Raw genomic sequence first — 12,081 nt, 5'->3', positions numbered from 1 at the left:
TCAACTCACTTTATAAAGTCACTGTTCACGAGGGGGTTAGTACTCTCGTTTATGTGTTTCAGTGCTTTCGGTAGCGTGATGTCCAATTTGTCGTGAATTCGCTCTAACTGGGCAGTATTGAAATATTTGTTGATGATGCCGTTGCAGCATGGGCATAGACCGATGAGGCGTCCGGTGTTGGAATTGATGAGTTCATAATCCACCATATTTTCAGCGGGCCGCTGGGGTGATCGGCAGCGGACGCAATAAATCTCATCAGGCCGGCATTTCCGCTTGGCGCTGGCTCTTTTGCTCTGCAAGTACTCGCGCAGGCTGGAACCCCGGATTAATAGGGGTCTTTTATTATCAATGGTCACCAGTCCATCTTTGATCCACACCCGCACGGTATTTTTATGGACACCAAACAAATGGGCTACTTCTTCCACCGTATAGTTACGATGGATTTTGGCTAAATTGGGATTGTGGTGCTTAGCCATTATGAAACTCTCCGGCTCATCACCATCCGGTCGAAAGCTTGTTGAAGGCACGCTATGAGGTCCCTTACCCCATGGTATATATCTATAAAGCTGTCCGAAAAGCGGCAACAAAAACGATTAAAAGAGCGTTGACTTGTCTTCATAGCGAACAGCTCAGACCGGTTTCAGGTGACGGTTTTAGATGACTTGTCCGGATAGCGTCATCGTTTGTCCGAATAGCGGGAACACTTTTTAATTTTGGTGGCCGAGGCGGTTGCGTTTTTTGCTTGCGTTTATGCCATGTCGCCACAAAGCGTGGATCAATTTTATCTGCATTTTCGGGTTTCCAAAGGTTAGATGGTATTCTGGTCGGCTTCACATCCAACTTGCCTTCACATTCGTGGATAGGTAACCAGGTCACCGCATAGAGAGAACATTTATTTCTCCCGCCTTGCCGCGTCTGTTCTATGAATCCCAAAGCCAAGAGTTCAGTTAACGCATCGTGTGCTGAACCTTGTGAAGTCCAGCCATAAAGCCTCATAATCTTAGGGGCTGCGGATAGATCACCGTTGTTGCTGCCGTTCAATTGCGCCATGAGGTTATCGAGCATATTTGCCGCTTTATGAGTTAAAACAGAGGCCGGTGACGGAATATTTTTTTTGCAGTCCGCCTTGAAGATATGATGTGGCTTCATAAAAAACGTATGATCTGTACGTCGGCCTTTAAATCGTTGTCTTTTATCAGACATAGTTCAGCCATCCTGCGCATTAACGGAAACGGAAGCATTCGATTTTTCCATTCTTGCGATAAAATATTGTTTGGAATTGCATTACTTGAAGCCGCTTAGGTGTCCCCACACTTGGCGGCTATGTTTTCTATAGGTATTCCTCTCCTTTAGTCTTTTTCCATCGCGCCTACGGTTTGTCGTTCCAAGAATGCGTCCAGCGCGGACTTTCGGTACTTAACTAAACGTCCGACTTTGATGTATGGGATTGCGTGGCGTTTGGTACAACGCCAGACTTCGAGGGTGCGAGGAGTAACGCCTATGTAGTCCGCCGCTTGATCATTAGTAAGCAAGTCGGCGTTTGGGGTAGGAACGGGGTTGGTTGTAACTGCTGCCATTTTAGAAACCACCTTGAGGTTTTATTAAAGACAGCAGTTATTATCTACATACAAAAAACAATGGAAAGCAAGTGTTCTTGCCGGTAGGTTGAGGGTTGTCTTAGGGCTTATGCTTTCACGGTAAGTTAAAGGCTGCTTTTATATCTGTAACGTCCCTTTCTGATAATTAGGGCGCTAGCATTCAGTATCCAGCCGCCTGATCTCGCCTATGATCGCCTGTGCTCTGAATTCATCGGAAATACAGCCTAGAGCTTCCATTGCAGCTAATTCCGCTTCAGCATCGTCTTCAAAACGCGGTTTTCCTGAAAGCAACCGCTTAGCCTGCTCCAGTAGCTTTTCGGCTTGCTCTTTTGCCTCTTCGGTACAAACCTGTTTTACCGAATTAATAATCCCTTCGGCGATGACGGATGAAATATGATCCGCTGTTTGATAGGCCAAATGTTGTTTTAACTCTAGACGGAGGTTTTCCCGTGTGGCGGCGCAAAGAATTTTCCGTATCCATGCATCATCGACAGGTCCCCACAGCAGTGAAAGCAATTCGGCAATTAACTTATCGGGTGCTTCATGGAAGCCCCAAAGCATTTCCCTAGCAAGTTCGTGGGCGCACCAACGCCGCCATATTTTTCCACGTTGCGAGGTAAGCGTGATGCAGTCAGAATGTCGCCACTCCATAAGGGAGCGTAGGCCATTATTAAAACCAGCGGTCATAGACTGCGGCGGATAGGGCAAAGGTTCCCGAATATGGCTGTGCAATTTTTTCGCAGATTCCCTGACGTTATGGACTTTAGCGGCAGTGACAATAGGCGGTTCATTTTCAGGTGAAACTTGAGAAAACACTTTTGCGCAAGCCGCACCTATTGTTCTTTTTGCCAAAAAGCTACTGCTTTGTTTTCCTATAAATACTTTTGTCCACCGCCCGGAGCAACAAAATTCATCCCATTTTTGCTTTTCAAATTTATTGGAGTCCACTACTGTCCGGTTTAAAAGTTAAATAAATCTAATTGGTTATCGAAATCCGAGCTGCTGGATTTGTGTTGTGAATTCACAAGTGCCTGTTGTAATGAGATTTTTTCAAACAGAGTGACTGATAAAATCTGTAACAAAGTGTACAGGGAAGCCTCCAAATTGAGTCGTTTCTTGATAATGGCAACCAGCACATAGACCGAAACGGCAATCCAGATTTGGGTTTTTACGGCGTTCTCGGAGGTTCCATAGAATTGTTTGATGCGAAGATGCTGCTTGATCCATTTGAAAAACAGTTCAACTTGCCACCTGCTTTTATAGAGCAGGCAGATCGTCAGTGCCGGTAACTCGAAGTGGTTGCTCAGAAAGATCAAACGCTTGCCGTTGTCGAGGTCGTTAAAACGGATACGGCGCAAATGATCGGGATAGTCTTTCTGGGTGTAGAAGCCGTCCAGCGCGATGGTCTGGTCGCACACCAAGCCGGTTTCTCGGTCCACCGGATGGGAGTAGACGCGGTGCGCAGCCAGGTTGGTTTTGGCACGGGTCACAAAGAAACCGCCCGCACGGTGCAGCGCATGGAGTCTGGCAAAATCGATATAACCCCGGTCCATCACATAGATGGCGCCGGCTTCGGGCAACAACAGATCGAGCGCATGGACATCATGCAGCTTGCCGTCAGAGATATGGATGAAACTCGGAATGTTGCCCCGAAGGTCAAGCAAAGTGTGCATTTTGACCGCCGACTTGGTGGATCGGAACAAGGCCCAAGGAAACACCGACAGGCACAAGTCGATCGTGGTCGAGTCCAACGCATAGACCGTGTTCGTCAGTTCCAATCCCAAGTCTTCCTGGGCGTAGAGTGTTCGCGCATGAGCAATCAACCGCTGAGCAAATTCCGCGTAGATCCGCCAATCGCGTGTTTCGTTGGCGTCGGCCAGAGTCGAGCGCCGCACGGGTTCCCGGAACCCCAGGTGGTAGAGCTTGTGGGCTTGCGCCGACAAACTGGCTTCGATGTCGCGCAGGCTTTCCCGGTAGGTCAGTTGCGCAAAGGCCATCACTCGGTAATGTTCGGCGCACGAAAAGGTTCGTACCCGACGGTTGCCGTCGTAACGGTCGACGATGCGCGTGAATGTGGTCCATGGCAAAAAGTCCATGAGTTGGGCAAACAAAGTCTTGCCAGTATTCATTGCCGCCTCCCGGGCAAAAGCCGGAAGGTTGCACCAAATCTTCGTTCAAATCGACACCACTTTTTATTGCGCTGGAGATCTTGAAAATCATGGCTTATAGCGATTTCAGACCGTTCTTAACCGGACAGTAATGATTGGAGTCTTTATCTAAATATAACTTTAGTAACTCCAAAGCTTCTGCGTCGATCGATTCTTCATGCGTTTTGCTTTTTGTTATGGTCATCGATTCTTCCTTATGTTGGAGCTATAAAGCTTGGCTAAAAAATTCTGTATCTTTACCCCGAATTGAAGGTATTTGATCTATGGCCGGTTTGCTTAGCCAACGCAGTAAATATTTATCGCCAAATACAATATATTGTATTCATACTTTAATTAAACACAATGTATTGTCTTATAGCATCTTATTTTTTGCTTTGTTGCAATGGAACAACTTCCGCCGGCTGCTTCAACCCTGCCGCTGCCAGTATAGCTCCGGTAGCCCGTTCGACTGATTCCCGCACAGGGTCTAAATCCAAGCGAGCATAGATTGCCGTGGTGCTCGGTGATTTGTGATTCAAGGATTTGCCTACAATGGCCAACGATGCGCCGGTTTTCGCTTGCCAACTGCCTAGCGTCCGTCGTAAGTCATGAATGCGTAAGTCATCAATGCATGCACGATTCAGAACCCGCCGCCATGCCTTCTTCGGCTCGACAAGATGACCGGTCGCGCCGGTTCCAGGAAATACCCAAACAGGATCACATCCCCGTCTGGTTTGCAGAATGGTTATAGCTTCCGAAGTCAATGTGACGGTTTGCGGCTCTCCGTTTTTGGTGGTGGGGATGCGCCACTCGGCCCGATTCAGATTGATCTGACTCCACTGCATCTCCAGGACATTAGAGCGCCGCGCTCCGGTCAACAGTGCAAGCAGAAAATAATCACGTAGAGTATCATTAGGTTCTTCCGCCAGTGCCTCAAAAAACGCCGGAAGCTCGTCCGACTGTAAAAACCGGTCTCTTTTGGTCTCCGGGAATTTTTTGATGCCGTGCGCCGGATTCGCGCCTTTAAATATCTTCCGTTCGGCGGCATAACCAAACAGACTCGACGCCAATGCAATAACACGGTTGGCGGTGGTGGGATGCTCCTTTCCGATATCCGCATGGAGTTTGCCGAAGTCGGTATCTTTAAACTGCGATAGTTTGCGTTTGCCCCATTTCTCCAAATACAAGCCAAAGTCATAACGATAGCTCCGTTTGGTTTTCTCCGACAGAAACGCGCCTCTTTTATTACGCCGATGTTTCAGAAATTCGTCGAACAAATCTTGCAGCGTGGTTTCGGTCTTTAATGCTCTGGAGTCGTTGTTAGGGTTGATTTTCTGAGCAATCAATGCACTAAGCCGGGTTGCTTCCTTTCTGGCATTCTCAATCGATACATCGGGAAATCTGCCGATAGTGACTCGCTCCGGCTTGCCGTCCACTCGTTTCTGAATGAAGAACGTTTTGGTGGTGCCGGTGTGCCTGAGCTGTAAACCAGAAGCGTTCTTATGGGTGTCGTGGTAGATAATGCGCTCGCCAGCGGGTGGTGTCGGCAGTGCTTCAAGCTGTGGCTTGGTGAAGTTGAAATGCGTTTTCATAATATCATACCCTCGTTTCTTGTGCTACACTGGTGCTACGCATTCAGTCAAATTTCGTTAAATTTCGTGTAGCACCGTTAAGGCCATGATAGGATTTATATATTGATTTGTAAAGACTTGTTAAAGTTAGGTAATCAGCATGAAATAGTAGACCTTCAAATTCGTAATCAGTAGGTCACGGGTTCGAATCCCGTCATTGGCTCCATAAAATCAATAACTTGCGTTATTTTTCTTCACCCCTTGATTGTTCCCTGTAGCCAAATCGTAGCCGTCTACTTGGTCAGAAACAGCCCGAAGGCCCGATAAGCGCTCAACGTAATCCGCCAGATGGTCACTGGAGAAGTGCGCGTAACGGCGGACCATTTCGACCGATTCCCAGCCGCCTAACTCTTGAAGAGCGTGAAGCGGCGTTCCGGCCTGAACAAGCCAGCTTGCCCAGGTATGGCGCAGATCATGCTGTAAATTTGCGCGATATTTGGCACTAAGGCATACCGTCAAGCCGCTTATTTTCGTCGTTATTTTTGCGAATATTTAACTGCTTCTTCACATCTCTTTTTCGCCGATAAAAAATACTGCTCCACCGTAAGCGTCTAGCCGTCCCATCTGTTCAAGCACTACCGGACAGTTCATCCTTGTTATTTTTGGCGAGGATGAATCATGGCATTATCGAAACGATGGCTCGATCATATCGAAGCTTGGCAAAGCAGTGATTTAAAGCAGTCGGCTTATTGCCGGCAACACAGCCTTAACAGTCGTACCTTTGCGGCACGACTATCGGATTACCGCAAGGGTCGAGGCGTCCCGCCCTTGGCCTTGATCCCGGTCCACGTTGAAAACGCAGCCCCATCCATCGAGCGTCTGGTGCTGCAGTGTCGCCAAGGTCACCGGCTGGAGTTGCCCGCGACCGTTTCGGCCGTTTGGTTGGCAGAGCTGTTACGATGCCTAGTAGTCAGTCAATTTAAATCAAAAGGATATATTGGGCTTGTAAGTCACTCTATAGTGGCATTGATGGTTACTGATTGAGGTCAAGCAATGCCAGCTCTTAAATACAAAGTCAATCTGACTGAAGACGAAAAGCGTGGCTTGGAAGCCATGATCAACAAAGGAAAAGCCGCGGCACGCCATCTGACACGCGCGCGAATTTTATTAAAAGCGGCAGCGGGTATTCAGGATAAAGACATTATCCAAGCTTTGGGTGTCTCGGAATCAATGGTGTTGACGACGCGCCAACGGTGTGTGGAAGAAGGCCCGGAAGCCGCCCTGAAAGAACGCCCCCGTCCAGGACGTGCCCCAAAACTGACGGAGAAGCAGGCCGCCCATATTATCGCCTTGGCTTGTAGTGAGGCGCCGACAGGGCATGATCACTGGACCTTGCGGTTGTTGGCGGACAAAGTGGTGGAATTAGCGTATGCCGACCGTTGCAGCTATGAAACCATCCGTCAGCTTTTAAAAAAACACTCTCAAACCCTGGCAGAAGCAAGAGTGGTGCATTCCCGAGGTGAGTGCTGAATTTGTCGCGGCGATGGAAGACGTGCTGGACCTTTATGAAGAACCCTACGATCCGTTGCGCCCGGTTGTGTGTTTCGACGAAAGTCCGAAGCAACTCATTGCGGAAGTCCGCCAACCTCTCCCGCCTGAGCCCGGTCAACCGGCCCGCTATGACACCGGCTATGAACGGAAAGGCGTCTGCGATTTGATGATGATCTGCGAACCTAAACGCGGTTTTCGGCAGGTGGACATCACCGCGCGGCGGACCAAAATCGAATTCGCGCACAGCATGAAGCATATCGCTGAACTTTATCCGGACGCGGCGGTGATCCGGGTGGTGCTGGACAATCTGAATACCCATAAAATGGCGTCTTTGTATGAAGCCTTTCCAGCAGAGCAAGCCCGTGAATTGGCGCGACGGCTGGAGTTCCACTACACGCCCAAGCATGGCAGTTGGCTAAACATCGCTGAGATCGAACTGGCCGTCTTGTCGAACATGTGTTTATCACAGCGGATACCGGACACAGAGAGCCTCCGGCGTGAGGTCGAAGCCAATATCCTACCGCGCAACACCAAGGCGACGCCCGTCAATTGGCGATTTACGACGCAACAGGCACGACGTAAACTGGCTCGCCTGTATCCTTGTGTTTCTTCGTGACTGACTACTAGCCTGATCGCAAGTCCGGCGCAGATTTGGCTGGCGGTGGCGCCGGTCGATATGCGCCGTGGCCTGGATGGCTTAACCGCGATCGTCCAGGAGAGCCTGGGACATTCGCCGGGCGCCGGATCGGCCTTTATCTTCCGCAACCGTGCCGGCAATCGGTTACGCCTGTTGCTGTGGGACGGCAATGGGGTTTGGCTCTGTCAGCGGCGTCTGCACCAGGGGGTTTTTGTATGGCCTAAAGCCAATGAAGCGGTGTTTGCGATCAGTCAGGCGCAGTGGCACTGGTTAGCCGCCGGCGTCGACTGGCAACGGCTATCGGCACAACCGTCAGCAGAATGGCGGGTGTAAGGTGAAACTTTAAAAACCGATGAAACTCAATAAAATCAAGGCGCTCAGAGGGTTCATACGGTATAATGACAGCCATGAACCCCCTCGCCAAACTCGATCAGTTGAACCTGGAGCCTTCGGCAAAAACCGAAGTAGCCGCATTGATTCAAGCGCTGATCGAGCAGGCTGAGCGGGATGCCAAAGCCATTCAGAGCAAAGACGTCAAAATCGCCGCGCTGACGCACGAGTTGGCCTATTACAAGCGCATCCGTTTCAGTACCCAAAGCGAAGCCTGGGCGCCGCTGCAGCGGGATGTGTTCGAGGAAACCTGGAACACGGATATTTCGGCCATCGATGCCGAAGTCGAGCAACTGCAGGACGAACCTTGCGACACTGTCGCTCGCCCCAAACGCTTACGCGCCGGCCGGCAACCGTTACCGTCTCACTTGCCTCGCATCGAACACCGGCATGAACCCGAATCCTGCACTTGCGGCCAATGCGGCCGGGACTTGATCCAGATCGGCGAAGATGTGACCGAGCAACTGGATGTCGAGCCAGCCCGGTTTTTCGTGCACCGACATATCCGCCCCCAGTACGCTTGCCGGAGCTGCGAAACCGTGACGGCGGCGCCGATTCCGCCGGCGGTGATCGATGGCGGGATGGCGGCGGTCGGCTTGTTGAGCTGGGTGATGATCAGCAAATTCCAGGACCATCTGCCGCTGTATCGCTTGGAGCAAATCGCCGCCCGCGACGGCGTTGCCTTATCCCGTTCCACCTTGGCCGATTGGGTCGGGCGCCTCGGCGTGGCCTTGCAGCCTTTGTCCGATCGATTGACCTGGCACCTCTTGCAACGCGATTGCCTGCATGCCGATGAGACGCCAGTGCCGCAACTGGATCCCGGCAACGGCAAAACCAAGAAAGCCTACCTGTGGGCCTACCGCAGCAATGACCTGCAACCGGGGCCGAAGATCCTCGTCTTCGATTATCAAGCCGGCCGCAGCGGCCGGCATGCCGGGCAGTTTCTAGGCGATTGGCAAGGCTACCTCGTGGTCGATGACTACGCCGGCTACAAAGCCCTGTTTGCGGCCGCCCGTGCGCATCCCGAGGATCAACGCCTAATCGAACCGTGTGTTGAACTGGCCTGTTGGGCGCATGCGCGGCGGAAATTCTTCGACTTGTTCCAGGCCAGTCAGAGTCCGATCGCGCAAGAAGCCTTGAGCCGCATCGCCGTATTGTATGCGATCGAAGCCGAAGGTCGTGCCCTAACGCCTGCTGAGCGCCAAGCCTTGCGCGTCCAGAAAAGCCGGCCGGCACTGGTCGGCCTGCACGATTGGCTGCAACAGACCCGACTGACCACCGCGCCCAACAGTGCCACCGCCAAAGCGATTGATTACAGCTTGAAGCGCTGGGACGCGCTGAGGCGTTACGCCGAAACCGGTGATTTGCCCATCGACAACAACCCTGTCGAAAACAGCATTCGGCCGATTGCCTTGGGTAAAAAGAACTGGCTGTTCGCAGGTTCCGAACGCGCCGGCCAACGGGCGGCGGTCATTCAAACCTTGCTCGGCACCGCCAAGCTCAACGGCCTCGATCCCTCGGCCTGGTTAAAAGATATCCTGGAAAAACTCCCCACCTGGCCCAACAGCCGCATTGACGAACTGCTGCCTTTCGCTGTCACGGATTAAATCATAACCAGAACAGCCGACGATGTGGGACGGCTAGACGCTTACGCTCCACCGTCTCGCATCCGATAAACTTTCGGCCGGATTTTAAGGCTGACACTCCGGTCGTACCACTGCCCATGAAAGGGTCGAAGATCAGGCCTCCGGGAGGACAAATCCGGATTATTTCAGCCATAAGGGATTCAGGTTTTTGGGTAATATGGACTTTGCCGTTGGTCATCGTCGTATGCCTGAAAACGCCGGGCAAATACACAGGCGGATGAGTGGACGGCATTTTTCCCTGGGTGGCCCAGAGCAGATATTCCGCCTAGTTTCGAAAACCGTTCTTCATAGGTCGAGACGCAAGCCCTTTATCCCAAACCGACACGCCGCGTTGAGTCAATCCGGACGCGTGAATACACGATTGCAGCGCTGCCAGGTTGCGCCAATCGATGAACATCACCAGAATGCCGCCGGGTTTTAACACCCTCTTGGCCTCTAAGCAAACGCCCTGCATCAACTGCTTCCAGGCTTCGGGATGCTGCGAATCGCCGTCGATGTCCAGCAGAGTCGTCTGATAACTGGCCGAGGAACTGACATATTTGGTTTTTGACGTTTTGAGCACGTCCTTGACGGTAAATCCGCCTGAGCCGTAAGGCGGATCGGTAATCACCGCGTCCACGGAAGCGCTGAGAATGCGTTGTTTCAAATCGCGAAAATCGTTTTTATAGAGCGTATAACCGCCGCCTGGGAACGATTCCTCGTGCACCGGAGCCGGCCCAATGGCCGCCGCACATAGGGCAAGCCGTCGCCATACAATGGCAGGGTCAGGCTTTTGACGATCGGCAGAGTGTATTGCCCGGCCAGAATGCGCGAACCCAACGCTCGGCAGCCGACGACGTCGGTCATCAGATTGTTCGATACGGTCTGAGCTAGCCGCGCGCCTGAATCGGCGTTTGATTCATGTACGAATAGGCTCCGCTCGTCACCAGCTAGGTTGCCTGAGTCCAGTCCAGCGTCCAGCCGACCGGCAGTTGCAGTTCGGCCAATTGCTGAACTGTCAGGTCGCCTGGTGGTTTTTGATGGATTGAACTCGTAGCCATTCTGATTTATCTTGTCAAATAGCCATGAGCGGTAGTTTCCAATAGGAACGGTTACAGGCGCGAAAGCGATTGCATGATCCGGTTCGAGTCCGGCGCCGCTCATGGCGCTTTACCCAGTTTCATAGGATGAGCTGCAAACGCGTTTGATTTGGGCGTAGTCGATATTAATTTCAATCATGACTCGGCCTATGATAACTTTCGGATGAGAGCGAGGCGTGGAAATTCGGCGTCCACGCTCATGGGTTGTTAAAACCGATGGATGGAGGAACTGCCGACCTCCCGCTCTCATTCCACCACCTCATGAATTCCCCTCGCGAATAGCGATTTCAGCCGTGATGGGCATTATCGTCGTTATTCTTTTGTTCGTAAGTATCTATGGCCTGTTCCGGTTTCGTTCATGGGCTCCTCGTCTGTCAGTCATTGCCACAGCGCTTTCATTGTTTTGTTGGCCGTTCTCCGGAGCTTACGCTCAGTCTGGCCTGGCATTTTCAATCTCATTTCTTGCTTCCTACCTGTGGGGCGCAGTTATCGTTCTGGCATTTGTTCAGCCACTCAAAAAGGAGTTTTCAGACCGTGAGGGATAATCCCTCAGTCAATCAACTCTCCAACATCTGCAGGGAATTGGAGGGCCAGAAATTAAGGTCAGATCTTGCATGCAAGCAATTAATGATCCTGGAGACTTTGCAGGACCTGCCCCGACTTTCACTAATTGTGCTATTTTTGGTTCCAGACTATAAAAAGTCAGTAGATGAATGCCGATAGAGAACGATGATGAGCATAATTAAAAGCATAATAAAAAACATTCGAGACAGTAGAACCGATATTGCGAGCCGGTATGCCGGACCTTCAACGTCAGTAACTTCAGAAACGAAAAATCCCGAGCTGCCTACCAAGTGGGACAAGGCTTTTCTGAAGTCCCTCGAATGGAAACGATTTGAAGAAATTTCGATGGAGTATTTGAGAATCAAGAATTGCATGGCGAACGTAACGTGCACCGGCGCTGACGGAGGAATTGATATAAAAATCAGCGACGGCAGTGGCAAGGTTTTTGCGGTCGGTCAATGCAAATCCTGGAGTAAGCCGATCGGTGTGAGCCTAATACGCGAGCTATACGGCATTATGGCGGCCGATAATATTCGGCACGGCATATTCTTAACCACATCCGAATTCAGTAAAGAAGCTCTTGAATTCGCAGAAGGCAAAAACCTGTTACTGATCGATAGTGATGAATTTATTAGTTTGGTAAACAATCTGGATGAAATCGAGCGGAAACGCTTGGATAACCTTGCTCGATCAGGAGATTATAAAGTGCCCACTTGTGTAAAATGCGATATAAAAATGGTCAAGCGCAAAGCCAAAACCGGAAAGAATGCCGGTGGGGAATTTTGGGGATGTGTGAACTACCCCAGATGCAAAATCACCATGCAGGTTAAAAATCAGGAATTTCTAAAAAGCTGAAATTGTACCTTGTTAATCAATAATCCATGGTCGGCTTGTTTTT

15 protein-coding genes are annotated in these 12,081 nt (G+C 50.9%); 5 read left to right on the top strand and 10 right to left on the bottom strand.

Features of this window, described 5'->3' with window-relative positions; translation table 11 throughout:
• Positions 1-5: 5 nt before the first annotated feature.
• The 7 genes from A3OW_RS0115900 to A3OW_RS27265 all read right to left on the bottom strand — a co-directional run bounded on the left by A3OW_RS0115900 (position 6) and on the right by A3OW_RS27265 (position 5,856).
• Positions 6-476 carry a helix-turn-helix domain-containing protein gene (locus A3OW_RS0115900; RefSeq protein WP_020564435.1) on the bottom strand — a complete coding sequence of 157 codons (471 nt, stop codon included), beginning with the start codon at positions 474-476 and terminating at the stop codon, positions 6-8.
• Between the two features lie 139 nt (positions 477-615).
• Positions 616-1,203, bottom strand: a complete 588-nt coding sequence (locus A3OW_RS27960; protein WP_157385918.1) for a hypothetical protein — start codon at positions 1,201-1,203, stop codon at positions 616-618.
• Positions 1,204-1,349: 146 nt separating this feature from the next.
• The gene (locus tag A3OW_RS27270; RefSeq protein WP_020564433.1) at positions 1,350-1,577 is read right to left on the bottom strand and encodes a helix-turn-helix domain-containing protein; all 228 of its coding nucleotides are present in this window, start codon (positions 1,575-1,577) and stop codon (positions 1,350-1,352) included.
• A gap of 174 nt (positions 1,578-1,751) precedes the next feature.
• Positions 1,752-2,546 (bottom strand): hypothetical protein, encoded by a 795-nt coding sequence (locus tag A3OW_RS27955; RefSeq protein WP_157385917.1) that lies wholly within the window; start codon positions 2,544-2,546, stop codon positions 1,752-1,754.
• Between the two features lie 11 nt (positions 2,547-2,557).
• Positions 2,558-3,727 (bottom strand): IS4 family transposase, encoded by a 1,170-nt coding sequence (locus tag A3OW_RS0115880; RefSeq protein WP_020564053.1) that lies wholly within the window; start codon positions 3,725-3,727, stop codon positions 2,558-2,560.
• A 401-nt stretch (positions 3,728-4,128) separates the two neighbouring features.
• A complete protein-coding gene (locus A3OW_RS0115875) occupies positions 4,129-5,337 on the bottom strand; it encodes a tyrosine-type recombinase/integrase (RefSeq protein ID WP_026223655.1) in 1,209 nt (402 codons plus the stop codon).
• 210 nt (positions 5,338-5,547) lie between these two features.
• Positions 5,548-5,856: a tyrosine-type recombinase/integrase gene (locus A3OW_RS27265; RefSeq protein ID WP_408605675.1), complete on the bottom strand. Its 309-nt coding sequence runs from the start codon at positions 5,854-5,856 to the stop codon at positions 5,548-5,550.
• 138 nt (positions 5,857-5,994) lie between these two features.
• Here A3OW_RS27265 and tnpA point away from each other — a divergent pair, with 138 nt between their 5' ends.
• The 4 genes from tnpA to tnpC all read left to right on the top strand — a co-directional run bounded on the left by tnpA (position 5,995) and on the right by tnpC (position 9,501).
• Positions 5,995-6,360 (top strand): IS66 family insertion sequence element accessory protein TnpA, encoded by a 366-nt coding sequence (gene tnpA, locus A3OW_RS29115; RefSeq protein ID WP_408605656.1) that lies wholly within the window; start codon positions 5,995-5,997, stop codon positions 6,358-6,360.
• Between the two features lie 9 nt (positions 6,361-6,369).
• A protein-coding gene (locus tag A3OW_RS27255) for an IS630 family transposase (protein WP_085984322.1) occupies positions 6,370-7,483 on the top strand; the annotation gives its coding sequence in 2 pieces (ribosomal slippage) (positions 6,370-6,797 and positions 6,796-7,483; 1,116 coding nt in all).
• Entirely contained in the window at positions 7,484-7,837 is a 354-nt protein-coding gene (gene tnpB / locus A3OW_RS0115860) for an IS66 family insertion sequence element accessory protein TnpB (protein ID WP_083918226.1), read from the top strand.
• 74 nt (positions 7,838-7,911) lie between these two features.
• A complete protein-coding gene (tnpC, locus tag A3OW_RS0115855) occupies positions 7,912-9,501 on the top strand; it encodes an IS66 family transposase (RefSeq protein WP_020564393.1) in 1,590 nt (529 codons plus the stop codon).
• A gap of 1 nt (position 9,502) precedes the next feature.
• Here the strand turns inward: tnpC and A3OW_RS28665 are convergent, their stop codons facing one another.
• The 3 genes from A3OW_RS28665 to A3OW_RS28325 all read right to left on the bottom strand — a co-directional run bounded on the left by A3OW_RS28665 (position 9,503) and on the right by A3OW_RS28325 (position 10,386).
• Positions 9,503-9,718, bottom strand: coding sequence for a site-specific DNA-methyltransferase (locus tag A3OW_RS28665; protein ID WP_051091825.1), 216 nt, complete (start codon positions 9,716-9,718; stop codon positions 9,503-9,505).
• An 87-nt stretch (positions 9,719-9,805) separates the two neighbouring features.
• Entirely contained in the window at positions 9,806-10,186 is a 381-nt protein-coding gene (locus A3OW_RS28660) for a DNA methyltransferase (protein WP_051091824.1), read from the bottom strand.
• On the bottom strand, positions 10,183-10,386 hold the full coding sequence (locus tag A3OW_RS28325) for a hypothetical protein (protein ID WP_020564429.1): 204 nt from the start codon (positions 10,384-10,386) through the stop codon (positions 10,183-10,185). Before A3OW_RS28325 ends, A3OW_RS28660 begins: the two co-directional genes overlap by 4 nt.
• A gap of 965 nt (positions 10,387-11,351) precedes the next feature.
• Here A3OW_RS28325 and A3OW_RS0115840 point away from each other — a divergent pair.
• Positions 11,352-12,038 carry a restriction endonuclease gene (locus A3OW_RS0115840; protein ID WP_232422395.1) on the top strand — a complete coding sequence of 229 codons (687 nt, stop codon included), beginning with the start codon at positions 11,352-11,354 and terminating at the stop codon, positions 12,036-12,038.
• Positions 12,039-12,081: the final 43 nt, after the last annotated feature.

It is taken from the genome of Methylosarcina fibrata AML-C10 (assembly GCF_000372865.1).
Lineage (GTDB): Bacteria > Pseudomonadota > Gammaproteobacteria > Methylococcales > Methylomonadaceae > Methylosarcina > Methylosarcina fibrata.
This window is presented reverse-complemented; position numbering and strand designations above follow the sequence as displayed.